General features: G+C 37.8%; 18 protein-coding genes. 6 read left to right on the top strand and 12 right to left on the bottom strand.

Going from position 1 to position 17,497, the window contains the following annotated elements; translation table 11 throughout:
• Positions 1 to 44 precede the first annotated feature (44 nt).
• Entirely contained in the window at positions 45 to 1,712 is a 1,668-nt protein-coding gene (locus J3U50_RS06845) for an alpha-keto acid decarboxylase family protein (protein ID WP_301945911.1), read from the top strand.
• Positions 1,713 to 1,937: 225 nt separating this feature from the next.
• Here J3U50_RS06845 and J3U50_RS06850 read toward each other — a convergent pair whose 3' ends face one another.
• Positions 1,938 to 2,471, bottom strand: coding sequence for a hypothetical protein (locus J3U50_RS06850; protein WP_301945912.1), 534 nt, complete (start codon positions 2,469 to 2,471; stop codon positions 1,938 to 1,940).
• A gap of 18 nt (positions 2,472 to 2,489) precedes the next feature.
• Positions 2,490 to 2,870: a hypothetical protein gene (locus J3U50_RS06855; RefSeq protein ID WP_301945913.1), complete on the bottom strand. Its 381-nt coding sequence runs from the start codon at positions 2,868 to 2,870 to the stop codon at positions 2,490 to 2,492.
• An 86-nt stretch (positions 2,871 to 2,956) separates the two neighbouring features.
• Here J3U50_RS06855 and J3U50_RS06860 point away from each other — a divergent pair, with 86 nt between their 5' ends.
• Positions 2,957 to 3,847: an RluA family pseudouridine synthase gene (locus J3U50_RS06860; RefSeq protein WP_301945914.1), complete on the top strand. Its 891-nt coding sequence runs from the start codon at positions 2,957 to 2,959 to the stop codon at positions 3,845 to 3,847.
• Positions 3,848 to 3,923: 76 nt separating this feature from the next.
• On the opposite strand, the gene J3U50_RS06865 is transcribed toward J3U50_RS06860, so the two are convergent.
• From J3U50_RS06865 to J3U50_RS06880, 4 genes are all read right to left on the bottom strand, one after another.
• The gene (locus tag J3U50_RS06865) at positions 3,924 to 6,314 is read right to left on the bottom strand and encodes a phosphoketolase (RefSeq protein WP_301945915.1); all 2,391 of its coding nucleotides are present in this window, start codon (positions 6,312 to 6,314) and stop codon (positions 3,924 to 3,926) included.
• A 241-nt stretch (positions 6,315 to 6,555) separates the two neighbouring features.
• Positions 6,556 to 7,275 (bottom strand): GntR family transcriptional regulator, encoded by a 720-nt coding sequence (locus tag J3U50_RS06870; RefSeq protein ID WP_053796204.1) that lies wholly within the window; start codon positions 7,273 to 7,275, stop codon positions 6,556 to 6,558.
• Between the two features lie 67 nt (positions 7,276 to 7,342).
• The gene (locus tag J3U50_RS06875) at positions 7,343 to 7,672 is read right to left on the bottom strand and encodes a helix-turn-helix transcriptional regulator (protein ID WP_301945916.1); all 330 of its coding nucleotides are present in this window, start codon (positions 7,670 to 7,672) and stop codon (positions 7,343 to 7,345) included.
• Between the two features lie 11 nt (positions 7,673 to 7,683).
• A complete protein-coding gene (locus tag J3U50_RS06880; RefSeq protein WP_301945917.1) occupies positions 7,684 to 8,247 on the bottom strand; it encodes a cadmium resistance transporter in 564 nt (187 codons plus the stop codon).
• A 118-nt stretch (positions 8,248 to 8,365) separates the two neighbouring features.
• Between J3U50_RS06880 and J3U50_RS06885 the strand changes: the two genes are divergently transcribed.
• Positions 8,366 to 8,863: an aminoacyl-tRNA deacylase gene (locus J3U50_RS06885; RefSeq protein WP_034530987.1), complete on the top strand. Its 498-nt coding sequence runs from the start codon at positions 8,366 to 8,368 to the stop codon at positions 8,861 to 8,863.
• 12 nt (positions 8,864 to 8,875) lie between these two features.
• Here the strand turns inward: J3U50_RS06885 and J3U50_RS06890 are convergent, their stop codons facing one another.
• The 3 genes from J3U50_RS06890 to J3U50_RS06900 all read right to left on the bottom strand — a co-directional run bounded on the left by J3U50_RS06890 (position 8,876) and on the right by J3U50_RS06900 (position 12,491).
• Positions 8,876 to 9,517, bottom strand: coding sequence for an HD domain-containing protein (locus tag J3U50_RS06890; RefSeq protein ID WP_301945918.1), 642 nt, complete (start codon positions 9,515 to 9,517; stop codon positions 8,876 to 8,878).
• Positions 9,518 to 9,588: 71 nt separating this feature from the next.
• Entirely contained in the window at positions 9,589 to 10,086 is a 498-nt protein-coding gene (locus J3U50_RS06895; RefSeq protein WP_034530989.1) for a DUF1836 domain-containing protein, read from the bottom strand.
• Between the two features lie 53 nt (positions 10,087 to 10,139).
• Positions 10,140 to 12,491, bottom strand: a complete 2,352-nt coding sequence (locus J3U50_RS06900; protein ID WP_301945919.1) for an HAD-IC family P-type ATPase — start codon at positions 12,489 to 12,491, stop codon at positions 10,140 to 10,142.
• A gap of 94 nt (positions 12,492 to 12,585) precedes the next feature.
• Here J3U50_RS06900 and J3U50_RS06905 point away from each other — a divergent pair, with 94 nt between their 5' ends.
• The 3 genes from J3U50_RS06905 (at position 12,586) to glyA (ending at position 15,418) form a co-directional block, all read left to right on the top strand.
• Entirely contained in the window at positions 12,586 to 13,443 is an 858-nt protein-coding gene (locus J3U50_RS06905; protein WP_301945920.1) for an aldo/keto reductase, read from the top strand.
• A 68-nt stretch (positions 13,444 to 13,511) separates the two neighbouring features.
• Positions 13,512 to 13,799 carry a hypothetical protein gene (locus tag J3U50_RS06910; protein WP_301945921.1) on the top strand — a complete coding sequence of 96 codons (288 nt, stop codon included), beginning with the start codon at positions 13,512 to 13,514 and terminating at the stop codon, positions 13,797 to 13,799.
• Positions 13,800 to 14,185: 386 nt separating this feature from the next.
• Positions 14,186 to 15,418, top strand: coding sequence for a serine hydroxymethyltransferase (gene glyA / locus J3U50_RS06915; RefSeq protein WP_301945922.1), 1,233 nt, complete (start codon positions 14,186 to 14,188; stop codon positions 15,416 to 15,418).
• A 295-nt stretch (positions 15,419 to 15,713) separates the two neighbouring features.
• Here glyA and J3U50_RS06920 read toward each other — a convergent pair whose 3' ends face one another.
• The 3 genes from J3U50_RS06920 to J3U50_RS06930 all read right to left on the bottom strand — a co-directional run bounded on the left by J3U50_RS06920 (position 15,714) and on the right by J3U50_RS06930 (position 17,381).
• Positions 15,714 to 16,190: a hypothetical protein gene (locus J3U50_RS06920; protein WP_301945923.1), complete on the bottom strand. Its 477-nt coding sequence runs from the start codon at positions 16,188 to 16,190 to the stop codon at positions 15,714 to 15,716.
• A 399-nt stretch (positions 16,191 to 16,589) separates the two neighbouring features.
• Positions 16,590 to 16,772 (bottom strand): hypothetical protein, encoded by a 183-nt coding sequence (locus J3U50_RS06925; protein ID WP_034530997.1) that lies wholly within the window; start codon positions 16,770 to 16,772, stop codon positions 16,590 to 16,592.
• A gap of 60 nt (positions 16,773 to 16,832) precedes the next feature.
• Positions 16,833 to 17,381: a biotin transporter BioY gene (locus J3U50_RS06930; RefSeq protein ID WP_301945924.1), complete on the bottom strand. Its 549-nt coding sequence runs from the start codon at positions 17,379 to 17,381 to the stop codon at positions 16,833 to 16,835.
• Positions 17,382 to 17,497 lie beyond the last annotated feature (116 nt).

The following is a 17,497-nucleotide window of genomic DNA, read 5'->3' on the forward strand; positions in this document are numbered from 1 at the left end:
GCAATATGATAATGATATTCAATATGCAAAGGGGATAATTTATTATGTATACAGTTTCAGATTACTTAATTGATGTTATTAAATTTATGGGAAATGACCACGTATTCGGTGTTCCCGGTGACTATAACCTAGAATTTCTAGACCACATCGTCGATCGTAATGATATGACATGGGTAGGAAACGCAAACGAACTAAATGCTGCCTATATGGCTGATGGTTACGCTAAGAAAACCGGCTTCGCTGCACTTGTGACAACATTTGGAGTTGGTGACCTAAGCTCCGATAACGGTTTAGCTGGTAGTTTAGCAGAAAACATTCCTGTTCTTTCAATTGTTGGTGCACCCAAAACTGAAAACATGGACCAAAAGTTATTGGTTCACCACACATTCGGAGATGGTGAATTTGAAAAATTCACTAAGATGCACGAAGTAATGGGATTAAAGGTTAAGGATCTAACCGCCAAAAATACAGTTGATGATATTAACGAAATCGTTAAATACATCATCAAAACTGGTAAGCCAGCTTACTTAACACTTCCAATTGATGTCGCTAAAATCCCAGTCAATCCAAGTATCAAAGAATCATTTGCTGCTATCTTCAATAGAGATGAAGAAGTAACCGACTTTAACAACACAATTGCAGAAAGACTAGTTCAAGCAATTAACAACGCTAAACACCCATTGGTATTAGTAGGTCACGAGTTAAAGAATCGTCAATTGGCCCATTTCATCGAAAGATTTGTCGTTAACAACAATTTATTATTCACCGACCTAGGTCTTGGTAAGTGTGCCTTAAATGAATCATTACCACAATTCATCGGAACTTATAGCGGTGCTTTAACTGATGAACCCACAAAGCAAATTGTCGATGAAGCGGATTTAGTAATCAATTTCGGAGCGAAATTAACCGACTTCGTAACATCTATGTTTACACAAAGTTTTACTGAAGAAAAAATCATCAACATTTCAAATGACGACTTCGATTTCTTTGGATCACACAGAGATTTAATTGGTGACTACAGTTTCTACCAAGTTGTTAAAGCAATCAGTGATAAGCATCTTAAACAACCACTTACAAATACAGTAGAATTAAAGCCCGTTTTACCAGCAACTCCTTCAGATAAAGTCCTAACTCAAGACTTCTACGATAGAGCTGTTATTAACTCTATTAAACCTGGTCAAACACTTGTTGCCGAAAGTGGTACTTCATTCTCAGGGCTATCACCTTTCACACTTCCAGATAGTGTCGATTTCAGTGCTCAACCACTTTGGGCATCTATCGGTTATGCTTTCCCCTCAATGATTGGTGGTCAACTAGCTGACAATAACAGTCGTCACGTCCTTTCTACCGGTGAAGGTTCACTACAACTTACCATCCAAGAATTAGGTACACTAATCAAACATGACCTACATCCAATCATGTTAGTAATCGACAACAACGGTTACACCGTTGAAAGACTTATTCATGGTATGAAGAAATCATACAATGACGTTGCCAAACTAGACTACACACTAATGCCTCAAGCGTTCGGTGCCAAGCAAGATCAATTTATGACATTTGACGTAAGTACAGAATCTGAATTAGTTGATGCTTTAGATAAAGCACAATCAACTGAAGATAAATTTGTTTTAATTCAAGTTCATATGGATCAAGAAGATGCCCCTTCATCACTAACTAAGATGGGTGAAATGATTCAAAACAAAAATAACTAAATAAAAAAGAGCGTAACTTCAAATGAAGTTACGCTCTTTTTGGCATCTACTAAGTAGACGGATAAGTGGTGTTCACATCACCAACATATCAGACACGCGAATTACGTCCGCATAATGTGTCCCCTTCGAAAATATCGCTTAATCACATCTTGTGAATACAACCGTAGTTGCGCGATCTCCTCGACTCATCGCAACAAGTAGTATAACACATAAGAGTGATTTAGACTATTTTTTCTTGGTAGTCTTTTTAGCAGTTTTCTTCTTAGCAGCTGGCTTTTTCTTGTCTGTCTTTTCGGCAGCTTCTTGTTCAATCTTTTGATTTTCTTCGATTGAAGCAAGTTGGTCATTTGCCCATGCACCCAATTTAGCACTTAAATCAGCGTTGACCGCAAAGTCATCTTGTGATGATAATTCATCAATACGCATCTTTGAACGGTTCACATCAGGTGATTCTACGAACATGTAGACGTTTAGTGGGCAGTTAGTTTCGTCACTCATCATCTTTGAGATATTCTTGATGTATCTATATGGTAAGTTAACGATATTGTTTTGTAGGTAAAAACTAATGTCTTCACCCTTCACTTGTAGTAATGCAGAGGCCAAACGGCCGCTGTTCACTTGTTCTTCCATGAATTCCATCAATGGTTGAAATGCCTTTGCAGTATCATTCTTCAAATCCTTCAAAGATACTTCAGCTGAGTAAGTTTCAAAACTTTCATCAGTTACATCATCGATAAATTTTTGTGCATCCATTTCCATATTATTAAAACACCTATCTTATTTTTTTACGTTCTTTTTAACGATTCTTACGTAGTCGCTTTTAATTTGTTTTGCGGCGATTCGATACCACAATAAGTTTACAATAATTCCTAGCACCGCAAATACGACTGCTAGTACTGAAACACCACTATGGCTTTGGGTCGCAAAGATAAATACAATTCTAATCATCGCTAAAGTATAGATACCCACAACAAATAATAGGAAGTGGTAAGCTAGACGCCACTTAAGTAAACCACCTATAATTAGAAGTAGATATAATACTGCGGCAACGATAATTGTCTTGATTAGATCTTGGGCATTTTCACCCATTAAAAAATCACATATAATAAACATTAATAGTGATAAGAGACTCCAAAGGCTGATAATCTTTTTATCCATAATGCCCTCCGGTTTAAAATTACTATTTACACCTTATCACAACTCGACTGAATATAGTAACACATTTGACTAAAAGAGGTGAAAAAATGCAAAAATGGGAATATAAACTAACTGTTTCAAAACTCAATGAAGAAACATCACTACGAGAATACCTACAAAAGCAATTATTAATCCCTAAGCACCTCATATTCGACTTGAGGACCAATGAACGGGTCTTGGTTAACAATAAGTATTTACCCATGAATTTCGCGATTAAGAACGGTGATGAAATCCATCTTACGTTTGTTGAAGATGATTTTTCGTTGCCGGTACAAAATTTAATCCCAGATAGTTCAATTAAACCTGAAATCTTATACGAAGATGCAGATTTATTGGTGGTCAATAAGCAAAGCGGATTCAAGACCCACCCTAATCAACCTGGTGAGACCAACACTCTATTGAACTTCTGTGAGGCCTACCTCAATCAAACCAATCAGCATGCATTTATGATTCACCGTTTGGATCAATTCACCTCAGGAGCCATCATTGTCGGCAAAAATCCTGCAGTGGTCCCTATATTGGTTCGACTAATCAAGGATAAGGTCATTCATCGAAACTACCTAGCCTGGACCGATGGCATCATCACTCCTCCAACCGGAACCATCGATAAGCCAATTGGCTTTGACCCAGGTGATAAACGCAAACGAAGAATTGATGGCATCAAACCTCTTAAAGCTAAAACCGACTATATGGTGCAATCTACCACTGACAACAATTCTTTAGTCGAATTATCTCTGCATACTGGGCGAACTCATCAACTTAGGGTCCATTTAGCATCCATTGGCCACCCGATTGTGGGCGACCCTTTGTATAACCCTAATTCAGATAATGATGATATGTTACTTCATTCTTGGAAGTTAACGTTAATTAGACCTTATTATATGGATCGAATCGAGATTAAGTCACCACTTCCCGATTCGTTTAAAATATTTATGTAAACAAAAAGAACCGTATCAAAAGATACGGTTCTTTTCTTTATGGTTTGACCATAAGTAAATCAGATAAATTATCTAATTACTTTAATGGTTTCCATTGCCATTCGTTAACTTCTGGTAAGTCAGTACCAACTTCACGGATGTAAGCATTGTGCTTGTCAACCATGTCGTTCATACGTTGTACGAATGATGCACCCTTAACAGAGTATTCTGGAATGTCGTTTACAACTTCCTTAGCTAGGTCGTAACGATCTAGTTGGTTCAATACACGCATGTCGAATGGTGTAGTGATATCACCGTTTTCACGGTAACCGTGAACGTGAACGTTGTGGTTGTGACGATCGAAGAATACATCCTTAACAAGACCTTCGAATCCGTGGAATGCGAATACAACTGGCTTGTCAGTAGTGAATAGACGGTCAAATTCTTCATCAGTTAAACCACGAGGGTCAACCTTAGGTGAACGTAGTTTCAAGAAGTCAACAACGTTGATGAATCTGATCTTCATTTCTGGGAATTCGTCGTGTAGTAATGAGATAGCAGCTAGTGATTCCCAAGTTGGTTCAGTACCAGCAGCAGCAATAACTACGTCAGGTTCTTGACCTTGGTCAGTTGAAGCCCAGTCGATGTAACCTAAACCATTGTTTACAAGGTTAGTAGCTTCTTCAATTGAGAACCATTGTGGACGTGGGTGTTTTGAAGTAATGATTAAGTTAATCTTTTCTTGGCTGGCGAAAGCAACGTTACCAACAGCTAATAATGTGTTAGCATCAGCTGGTAAGTATTCACGAATGAATTCTGGTTTCTTTTCAGCTAAGTGAGTTAACATACCTGGATCTTGGTGAGTGTAACCATTGTGATCTTGTTGGAATACAGTTGAAGTATCAACAAAGTTCAATGATGGGTACTTCTTTCTCCATGGTTGGTCAGCAGCTTTACGTAACCACTTGAAGTGTTGAGTTAACATTGAGTCAACAACACGACCGAATGATTCGTAAGTTGCGAAGAAACCATGACGACCAGTTAATACGTAACCTTCTAACCAACCTTCAGCTTGGTGTTCTGAAAGTTGTGAATCGATTAAACGACCTGATGGTGATACGTATTGGTCATTTGGTTCCATAATTTCTTCCATCCATTGACGGTTAGTTTCAGCAAACACACCGAATAGACGGTTTGACATTGATTCATCAGGACCAAATGCACGGAAGTTATCTGGGTTAGCCTTCATAACGGCACCTAACCAGTTACTCCATACAGCCATATCTTGGGCTACAGTTTCACCTGGAGTCTTAACGTCAACAGCAAATTCTTTAACGTCTGGTAAGATAAGTGGCTTAGGATCGATACCACCGTTAGTGATAGGGTTAACTGACATTCTTCTGTCACCCTTAGGTGCTAGAGCCTTAATGTCATCCTTGATAGTACCGTCATCGTTAAATAGTTCTTCTGGTTTGTATGACTTCAACCAGTTAACGATTAGGTCAGCGTGTTCCATCTTGTCTGATGAAACATCAACTGGGATTTGGTGAGCACGGAATGAGTTTTCAATTGGGTTACCGTCTAAGTCAAACTTAGGACCAGTCCAACCCTTTGGAGTTCTAACAACGATTACTGGCCATACTGGTTCAGTAGCAGTGTCAGCAGTTTGGTTTTCACGTGCATTCTTTTGTACGTCTTTAATTTCTTGAACAGCTTCGTCCATAACCTTAGCCATCTTTTCGTGGTAAGCCATGTGATCATCGAAGTCTTGTTCGTTTTCAACGAAGTAAGCTTTCCAGCCCATACCCTTGAAGTAGTCAGTAATTTCTTGGTCTGACATACGTGACATGATAGTTGGGTTAGAAATCTTGAAACCGTTTAAGTTAATGATTGGTAGAACGGCACCATCTTTAACTGGGTTGATAAACTTATCTGAGAACCAACTTGCAGCTAGAGGACCAGTTTCTAATTCACCATCACCAATTTCAACAGCGGCAATTACATCAGGGTTATCAAAGATAGCACCAACACCGTGGGCTAGTGAGTAACCTAATTCTCCACCTTCATGAATTGAACCTGGAGTTTCAGGGGCAGCATGTGATGCAACTCCACCAGGGAATGAGAATTGTTTGAATAATTTAGCCATACCCTTTTCATCTTGTGAGATGTTTGGGTAAATGTCTGAGTAACTACCATCAATGTATGAGTTAGATACCATAACTTGGCCACCGTGACCTGAACCTTCAATGTAGAACATGTTTAGGTCATACTTGTTAATAACACGGTTTAAATGTGCGTAAATAAAGTTTTGAGATACGATAGTACCCCAGTGACCGATAGGCTTAACTTTAACATCACTTGATGTTAATTCTCTCTTTAATAATGGGTTATCTTTTAGATATAGTTGACCTACTGATAAGTAGTTAGCAGTACGCCAGTATTTATCTAATTCTTCCAAGTATTGCTTGGAATCGAAATCTTGAGCCATTAATTAACACTCCTTTTAAAATAAAAACTATTGAAATTAATAATGGAAAAATCATCAGACTACGCCCGATAATTTTAATTACAATGAATATAATAAAGACTTTTTACAAAAAGTCAACCTTTTTGCAAATTGATACGGTCCAATTTCTTCATTGCGATTAAACCATTATTACATCGTCATTATTATGAACGATTTTTCGATAATAGTCCAATGATTTTCATAACTTTTTTGTATTAAATTTCTACACCATAACGAAAGTATTGTAACGCAAATATTGATAGTGCAGACGCATGTTTGAGACCTCAAATGGAGTCCCGTCATCTAGGAAGAAAATCCCTTCCATGACACCAACTGGTTCGGTTGGTTTTAAATTAAGTAGTTCTTGATCTTGTTCATTCGATGGACTAGCCAAAATTGATAGGAATGAACGTGTGACACTCTTGTTTATTGTGTCTTCAACATAGTTAAAGATCGACTTTTCAACAATCTCTTGTGTTAGTTCAGGAGCAATCTTAATTGGAATGTATCCTGTTTCTATCATGAACGGTTTGTCATCAAACAAACGAAGTCGTTGAATTTCATACACGAAATCTCCGTCAGCTAAGAATAAGTCTTGTTGAATTTCCTTGCTGGCAGGTACAACCTTGAAACTCAATAGCTTAATCTTTGGAACTTTCCCCTGACTCTTCATACTGTCAGTAATCCCTAGGTTAGAACCTTCGTAATGAAAAATAGTCTTATTCTTCATAAATAGTGGATTGATAAAAGTTCCTGAACCACGTTTTTTGAAAATAATGCCGTCATCAGCTAACACTTTCAACGCCCGTTTCACTGAACTGCGGCTTACGTGGTATGTCTCACTTAATGTTCGCTCGTCGGGCAAGCGCTTGTTAGGAAATTGGTTATCGACTATCTTTTGCTTCAAGTCGGATGACACTCTCCTGTAAACTAAATCAGCCATTTTCTACTCCTTGCGATTAATTTTCTAAAAATCAGTATAACAGATTTATCACGTTAACTTTGCAAAATTAAAATAAATTCTTTGGATGTGGTTTACCCACCATCTCATGTTTAACGTGTTGAACCATGTCTGAAATCATCTCTACTACGTGCGGATCGTCGACACCGTATAACACGCTGGTCCCGACTTTTTCCTTACAAACAATTTGATACTTATATAGGATACCTAGTTGTTTTGAAACCACCGGTTGATCGAGATTAGTCTCTCCGCAAATCTGATTAACACTTAATGATTTGTCCGCATCCATTAAGGAAGTAATTATTAAAATTCTGCGTTCATTACTCAATACCTTGTAAATGGCTGCAACCTCTTCAATGATTTTCATTTTATCCTGCATTTAAACATCCCCTAAAACCAAGAAACAATATGGGCAATTAAGCCGCTATCAAACAGTACGTAGATTCCGACACCGATGTAGACCACCTTTGTCATAATCTCACCGTATTTTTCCATCAAATCATTGATTGGTTTGATATTACCAATCCACTTGATAATCAAAATTACCAGAATTGATAAAACGGTTAATACCGCAATCACTTCTAATATTTGAATCGCACTAATAGTAGATAGCACCGGCAAGAACAATGCCAGGTTGCATCCAGCACATACTGATAGGTAAGTAACTAGTGTAATCACGACTGGTGACTTGTGATTCACCTCTTTAGCGTCTTCGTCCTCATCCTTTAAGGCCATGTAGATAGGTAGGATTCCCAGCAAACCTAGTATCCATTCCGGTAGAAAACGGTCTAAAATTTGACCAACACTAAAGCTTAGTATTAGTAGTACCCATAATCCAATTAGATACCCCATCATAACTGAACCTAATTTATGTTTCTTCAACAATAAAAGTAGGATGAAAAAGAAGTCTAGATTTACCCCTAAAAACGTAATTAAAATTAATAACCAATTCATATTATATTCCCCTTTTTAAAATATACCTTTTTAGATATATATCATTTTTGGTATATACTACATTAACGTTAATTGGTTGTCAATTCTATGCTAAAATAATTACCGAGGTGATTTTGAAATGGGAAAAAAGAAGAAAAATAAAGTTCATAAGACATTAGTCGAACAAATTCTTGATAAAAATAACATTTCTTATATCCAACACCAATTCGCAACACACGACGAAAATAACGTCGCTCAACTAGAAGTCGAAGAAGACATGGATCAACATCGTATCTACAAGACATTAGTGCTTGAAGGTAAGGAAACTGGTCCAGTTGTTGGCGTGGTGCCCTTGGATCAACATTTAGACGAAAAGAGACTTGCCAAAGAATCTGGCAACAAGAAGGTCAACATGGTTCCACTAAAGGATCTATTGAAGACCACTGGGTATGTCCATGGTGCAAACACACCTGTTGGAATCTACGAAAAGTTCCACTACCCTATCTATATTGATAACGAAGCTAAGCGCCAAGGCCAAATTCTGGTATCATCCGGACAAGTTGGTCGCTCCGTTGAACTAGATGCAACTGATTTAGTTAACTTAGTTCACGGTCACTTCGTTGATATCGTAAAGTAATTACGTATCTAATTAGTGAATGCCTTGCCATTCATCCTTAAATTCCCTCACAAAATCGTGCATATATTGACTACGTCTGTCCGCCATTTCTTTGGCAACCGGCGTATTCATTAAATCAGGTAGTTTGAATAACTTTTCATAAAAATGATTAATGACCGTTGTATGCTCACGATATTGACTTTTGTCCATATCATTGCGAGGCATTTGTTCGGGGTCATAGATGGTATCACCAAAGTGACCTCCGAAGTACATAGCTCTGGCAACGCCAATTGCGCCAATCGCATCTAGTCGATCGGCGTCTTGGACGATCTGCCCATTAATCGATAATTCATAGTGATGTTTTAAATTTGCACTGTAAGACATGTGCGTAATGATATCCATCACTTCATCAATTTGTGCTGAGGTGTAATCCAGTTGTACTAACTTGGATTGCACCTCTTTTTGTTTGTCATATGTATCATCGATTAACTTATCGTCAATCACGTCGTGCAAGTATGCAGCAGTTAAGACAATTAATAAATCAGCATTTTCTATTTGTTCACTAATTGTCTTGGCCAATGCAACAACTCTTTGAATGTGGGTGTAGTCGTGTCCGGTAGTGTCATCACCCAGTTGTTGTTCGACGTATTGTTTTAACTTATCGATAGTTTCCATGCCAATCCCCCATTTTTCTTATTATTATAATCTAAACAAAAAGCATCCTACAAACGTAGGATGCTTTTTTATTATTCATAAATCATATCTTCAAAGATTTCGTTGGCAATCAAGCGGTTAACAATTGTATCCGCGATTGAACTTAATAGTTGTTCAATCTCTGAATCGTTGTTAGCGACCGACTTACCGTCTGCGATATGGTGTAGCTTTTGAACCAACATTTCAATGAATTCATCATAGGCTTGTTTAGGAAATTGTTGCTTAGTAATTTCGTCAATTCCACGTCTGATGTCCTTAATTGAAAAGACTGGTTTCAATAAACTGATAATTATAATGTCTGCCACATGGACAGTTTGATATTTCTTTTTAACTGGCGCAAATGTCGCCTTGTTTTTTACGTAATTATTAACCATGGACTTAGTTACTGTATCCATCCCTAGTGGTCCAATCGCCTCGTTGACAACGGCCACTAGCTGATCCATGTATAAATCAAACTTGGGAAGTTCTTCCCACTTTGGTAAAGTAACTTCTTTCATTTGGTCCTGCCACTTGGTATATTTGCTGTTCATTAGATCACCTCAATGTCATTATTATACCACATCAAGTAGTTTTATATACTAGCTTAAATGGAGTCATCAAATTTTTCTGGATTAATCTTAATCAAGATTCGACAAACAACTGATGACATTACGATAAACACTGGTACAGCTGTCACAACAACTAGGGCTGCCGGAATGAAGATTGGCATCGTAAATACATCTACCAGTGAGAATACCGATGGGAAGAATAAGAAGATGGCCGCAAATATCACAATTGATGGCACAATGATGGATAACTTAACCTTGTTGAGTGGACGTGACGCTTTAAACAAGGCAATCCAGTAGATGAATCCTGTAACCAAGACACTGATTGTCGCTCTTTGGACAAAGTTAAAGTCAAAGGCCTTTCCAATGTAGATAATCAACACAACGTATCCAACAATCGTCATCGCTGCTGGCAACGCAATGTTGTATATCTTGGTACTAAACTGGTTGGTAACCCTTTGATAGTTAGGTGCTAATGCCAATAGGAATGATGGCAATCCAACCATAAAGGTGTTGATTGGTGTCAATTGAATTGGTTGAAATGGATAGCTGTGAATGCTAAACATAAACAAGATGGTTAATGACAATGAGAACATTGTCTTAATCAAGTATAGCGAAGCCACACTACCGATGTTATTGATAACACGGCGTCCTTCGGCTAGGACATCGATCATTGCCGAGAAGTTTGAATTAATCAAAACGAAGTCGGCAATTCCCTTGGTGCTTTCACTACCGGAAGCCATCGCAATTCCACAGTTGGCTTGTTTCATCGCCAACATATCGTTAACCCCGTCTCCGGTCATCGCAACGGTATTACCGTTTAATTGATATGAACGAATGAGGCGTTTCTTTTGTTGTGGTGTCACACGACCAAAGACCGCGTTGTCCTTTACCAATTCTTGGTAGTCGGCGTCAAACGGAACTTCAGTCATGTCGACAATCTTGTCGCTGTCCTTTAACCCTACTCGTTTGGCAATTGCGCTAACGGTCTTGGGATCGTCACCTGAAATCACCTTCAAACTAACTCCCTGTTCAACGAAATATTGAAGAGTACTCTTAGCGTCCGGTCTAATTTCATCACTGATTAGGATTAAACCTAGTAATTGGGCATCATCTAAATCCTCAGTTAAGTCCTTGTGACTTTGTAGCAATGCCAAGACACGGTATCCTTGGTTGGCATAATCGCTAATGGTGTCTGAGACTTCTTTACTCATGTTTTCGATAATGAACTGAGGAGCACCCATGATGAAGTTACCTTCATCGGTGTCGACCCCACTCCACTTCTTGTCAGAAGAAAATGGAAAACTCTTTACGACATTCACGTTAGGATTTGCGATTGCTTGTTTGATAGCTGAAGATGTTTCGTTATCGTCTTCAAACGCATATACCAAGCTACCTAAGACGTGCTTTAATTCATCCTTGGAATGATTGTTGAAAGGCAATACATCTTCAAACTTTAGTTTTCCAGAAGTAATGGTCCCAGTCTTATCCAAACAGATGGTATCAACACGCGCCAAAGTTTCAATCGCTGGTAGTTCACGCACTAAGACCTTGTGGCGTGCCAACTTAGCAGCTGAAACCGCCAATGTCACTGATGACAATAGAACAAGTCCTTCCGGAATCATTCCAATCATCGCAGCAACGGTTCCTAGCATCGCTTGGTCTATGTCATCCCCACGCATAATCTTGGTGTACAACAACAATGCACCAAGTGGCACAATCACAAAGGTTAACCACTTAATAATCTTGTTGATGGTCTTTAACATCTTGCTGTCAGAATCCTTCTTAGTACGACTAACTTCGAATTCCATTCTATTAACGAATGTATCCTCGCCGACTTCGGTCGCCACAATTCTAGCACTACCGCTTAAAACGACACTACCAGATGTAACTGAATCACCGTGATTCTTTTCAATCGAATTGGTTTCACCGGTGATTTGTGATTCGTCGACTTGAAGAGAATCTGAGGTTAAGACCTTCCCATCGATTGGAATTTGATCCCCATGTCCAATTAACAAAACATCCCCCAAGACGATGTGGTCATCTTCGACTTCTTTGATTTGGCCGTCGCGCACGACTCTAATCAATCCTTGAGATAAGATGGCCATCTTATCTAGTTGGCGTTTTGATCTGATTTCTTGGATACTTCCGATGATGGTGTTAGAAACTGCAATCACTAAAAACAATAGATTTTTGTAGTCGCCGGTATAGAAAACCATTGCCGCCAAAACGATATTGATAAAGTTAAATAATGTGAATGCATTTCCCTGTAAAATTTGTGGAATGGTCTTGGTAAACCCCTTCCGTTTGGTGTTATGCAAGCCTTGATCATATAGACGTTTGGCTTGTTTGGTAGTCAGTCCCTTTTGACTGTCAATTCGTGATTGCAAAAAGACACCCCTAACATGTAAAAAATTTGATTTATCTTGTTTTTATGGACTATCATTAATCGTGGTACTTAAATAATCAAAGGAGGCCATTATTATGCCTAACTCAATTAAAGATACCGTCAAGCTAAGAGATGGAAACCAAATGCCTGTAGAAGGCTTTGGAACCTACAAACTAGCTGATCAAGATAGTATGGATGCAGCAATTAAGTCCGCATATGAAGCTGGATATCGATTATTCGATACTGCACAATTCTATAATAATGAAGAACTACTAGGTAATTCAATTAAAAAGCTACAAATTAACAGAAATGAAATATTTATCACCACTAAAATCCCAGAACCAAAGCAAGGTTACCAATCAACTTTAGACGCGATTGATGAATCACTTGCCAAACTGCAAACTGACTACATCGACTTATTACTAGTTCACTGGCCAGTTCGTTCACACTTCTTTGAAACTTGGCGTGCGTTTGAAGACGCTAAGAAAGCCGGTAAGGTTAAGTCAATTGGGGTAAGTAACTACCACCAAACTCACTTGGATTTACTAAAGACTAAGGCTACTGAAATGCCAGTCGTAAACCAAATCGAAGTTCACCCTTACCTAAGCCAAAAATCAATGCTAAAGGCAAACGACGACGAAGGAATCGTTACCCAAGCATGGAGTCCAATGGGTCGTGGTGCTACGCTAAACGATGACACCATCCAAGAAATCGCTAGAGCACATGGCAAGTCCAGTGCTCAAATCATCTTGAGATGGCACTTACAAAACGGTGTCACAATCATTCCTAAGTCCAGCACTCCACAAAGAGTTGCTGAAAATGCTGACTTGTATGATTTTGAATTATCAGACCATGAAATGAAGTTAATTGACGACTTAAATCAAGACTTCCGTACTGGTGACGATCCAGAAGTAGTTTACGAAATCGAACACCAATACCCTCGTCACAAGTAAAAAATCAGCAAGTAATTGTACTACGTGTATAATTACTTGCTAACAATACATATTAAGGAGTTTTGGTTATGGGTTATATAATTGTCGCTTTGCTAGCAATGGTAGTTTTCCTATGTTTTGGTTACGTTCTCGTCTACGGTTATCTATTCATCGTTTGGCTAATCAGCTTGTTCTTCGATCGTGATGAACGCAGAAGAGCGAATGAAGAAACAAAAAGAAGCACTGAAATGTTTCGTCAAATGACTGAACAAATCCGAGTTCAAAACGAAGAAATGCGTCAAAGAACAGAACAACTAAAGGCAGAAAATCAACGCAAGCGAGAAGAAATTGCTCGTAGTCAAAATAAAAATCAATAACAAACATATACACAAAAAAGACGCCCAAATGGCGCCTTTTTTATTTACATTCAACTATTCTTGATACGAACATTTTTTGGTACTTGTTGAAAAAAAGTTCAAATTTAATTGTTGACAGTCAAATTTTTTTGGTCTATTCTTAAAAGCAACTTGAAAGTAGTAATTCAAATCGACATGTTAAGCGAGTATCTGACTTAGTGAAACGAGATACCTTGTCCTTGAATGAAGGCAGTCAAGATTTATCAATTGAATCGAAATCTTAATGCGCATTAAGAGCCAGAGGTATCAAGTGTGAACTTGATATAAAACTAAGGTGGAACAGTGTTACGACGCCCTTGTACGAAAGTACAAGGGCGTTTTTTATTTACCAAAAAGGAGAATGAATTATGTACGATTTTTCAAAAGAAGATCCAGAAATTTTCAAAGCGATTGAACACGAAAACAATCGCCAAGATAACGTAATTGAATTAATTGCATCAGAAAACATTGCATCCAAGGCTGTTTGCGCGGCTCAAGGTTCTGTATTAACTAATAAATACGCAGTAGGATATCCCGGAAAGCGTGTCTACACCGGGAACGAAGCAATCGATGAAATCGACAAGATTGCCAAGAAACGTGCGGAAGAATTATTCCATGCAGAATATGCAAATGTTCACCCTCACTCAGGAAGTCAAGCTAACCAAGCTGTCTATGCTGCCTTCTTACAACCAGGCGATAGAATTCTTGCAATGAGCGAACATGCTGGTGGTCATTTCACTCACGGTCAAAAACATAACTTCTCCGGTCAACTTTACGAATCACATTTCTATGGCGTTGACCCTAAAACAGAATTACTAGATTTTGAAAACATTCGCCAAATTGCTCTAGAAGTAAAACCAAAACTAATCATTGCTGGTGCATCAGCATACAGTCACATCATTTATTGGGACGAATTTAGAAAGATTGCTGATGAAGTCGGTGCCATCCTAATGGTCGACATGGCCCACATTGCCGGTCTAGTCGCTGCCGGTGTTCACCCTAATCCAGTTGAAGTTGCCGACGTGGTCACTACCACTACCCACAAGACATTACGTGGACCACGTGGTGGTATGATCCTAGCCAAAGCCAAGTATGCAGATAAGTTAGACTATGCAGTCTTTCCTATCTCACAAAGCGGTGCTTTGGAACATGTTATTGCTGCTAAGGCGGTTGCATTAGGTGAAGCATTAAAACCAGAATTTCATTACTACGCCAAAAACGTAGTCAAAAACGCTAAGGCCATGGCTAAGGTTTTCAACCAAGACGAAAAGATTCGTGTTGTATCAGGTGATACCGAAAACCATGAAATTACATTGGACTTAAATGCTGTTGGTTTAACCGGTGATCAAGCAGCCGAACTACTTTACTCAGTTGGTATCGCTACTAATAAAGAACTACTACCACTAGAAGATGGTGATACTATGGAAGGAATCCGTATCGGTACCCCTACCATCACCAGCCGTAACTTCAATGAAGAAGAAGCTGCTAAGGTAGCAACCATCATTGTGGATGTCTTAAACCACCCTGGTCATCAAAACATCTTAGACGATGCGAAGCAACAAGTGCATGACCTAGTCGTTAAACATCCCGTTACCAGATAAATATGTAAAATAAAAAAGACCTTCTTGAGAGAGAGCGGTCTTTTTTGAGAGAGATAAGAAAATATAAATTTATTAACGAGATGAGAGGTCTCATTAACATAATAAATATGAGTTAACTGATCGCCTTTATGCGAACAACTGTTCTTATTATATATGACGATCTAAAAAAACACAAGAATTAATATAAAATAAAAACGAACCATAAGCAAGGGTATATAACATATTTATATAATTTTTAATTAGATATTAATTATTTACAAATATACCTCTCTTTTAAATCCAATCTAATATAACCCTAGAATAACGGTAAATCGTTGATATCATCGATGATTTGATCACTATACTGTTCAATGCCACCGTTTTCTAATTTAACATCTTCATCGGAAAGCAAATCAGAATCAATCCACCATGATTTTAGTTTATCGATATCGTGTGGCTGAATTTTTTGTTCGTTATACTTCACTGTTTGTTCGAAGGAATCGTTAAAGTAATAAACTAATTGTTGACTACCGAAGTCCTCAATTAATCCGTTTAGCATTTCGCCATAAGTATCCTTGGATAATACCCCATCTAGGATGACATAATGGAAATGCTTTTTACCATAGTTAATCAACTTTTGAATCATTTGAATTTGCGTATCGGCATGTTCTTCAGTGATATCTTGTTGAACCAACATTACGTCGGTGGTTCCTAATCTTTCTTGTAGAGATGAGGCGACGCTGGTCTTACCAGTTGCCGCGTTTCCCCTAAGCACAATTAATACGGGATCCATATTTTCCTCCGTTTTCAATAATTAATGTATCTATTATAAACTTTTTTCTACTATAATATAGGTGTTTAAAATAATTTGTACTTTCAAAGGAGCTGTTTATTATCAAACGTCTTAATAAAGAAAATATCTCTTTGGTTTTATTTTTCATATTTATTTTAGTACTATTTGCCAGTAACGATTATGAATATTTTTCACTTTTGATTCCAGCAATCATAATATTTATGAATAACAAGAAAACAATTTACAAATCTTTGTTTGGAAATATTAAACCGCTATATATGTCAATTTTGTTTATAGTATTGATTGTTTTATTAATTATTTATAAGTACTTGATAAACAAATAAAGAATAATATTCAAAATAATATTAATAAAAGCAGCAGGCATTTCGCCTACTGCTTTTATTTATTTTCATATTCAGCTAAAACTTTTTTCCATTCAGCTACGTGTTCTGGTGTATCGGGCTTTGGCATTAACATGTAGTTAAACTTGATATCTTCAATATCATCAGTTGAAGTTACTTGTTCAACAAGTGGACGTAACTTCCAACCTAACATAGGATTAATCATTTTTGATGTATCCATGAAAACATCCCCCTTTGCTTTTGTCACCATTATATACGTGAACACATGAAAGGAAAAATATTAAGCATTTTTATTAATGATTGGTAATAATCGTTTGGCAACAAACGCAGCAATAACTGCCTTGATAATGTCTCCCGGAATAAATACCATGTTAGCAAGTAATGATTGTTTCAATGTGATGTGCATTTGCACACTGATCCATACAATCGCAATTGTGTATGAAATAATGATACTTACTATAATAGTAGAAATTAAAACATTCCAGAAACTATTCTTATCAATAACCCTGCTAAGTAGTTGGTTAAATAGAGCCATTAGCGAAGGCATTAATAGCCATGATAATAAGTATCCACCGGATGGTCCGATGAAAATAACGGCACCACCGTGACCTCCAGTTAAAACAGGTAAACCAACAGCAACCATCACCATTAGAATAGCGACAGAAATGGTCCCCTTCTTACCACCTAATAGTAAGCCGGCTAACATGATTCCAAAATTTTGTAGCACGATTGGCACCGGAATAATTGCAACTGGAATCGCTGGTACAAATGCCAGTGCGATAATTAGCGCTGTCATCAGCGCGATTTGTGTAACGTCTCTCGTTTTCATATCTCTCTCCTTATTGTTAACCATTTATTTATAACAAGTTAACAATTAAATATAATATCTATTGTTAACCAAAATGTCAAATCAAGTTGTTAATAAAAGAATACAAAAAAAGACAC

Origin of the sequence: Lactobacillus sp. B3795 (genome assembly GCF_026535805.1) — a bacterium.
GTDB lineage: Bacteria > Bacillota > Bacilli > Lactobacillales > Lactobacillaceae > Apilactobacillus > Apilactobacillus kunkeei_C.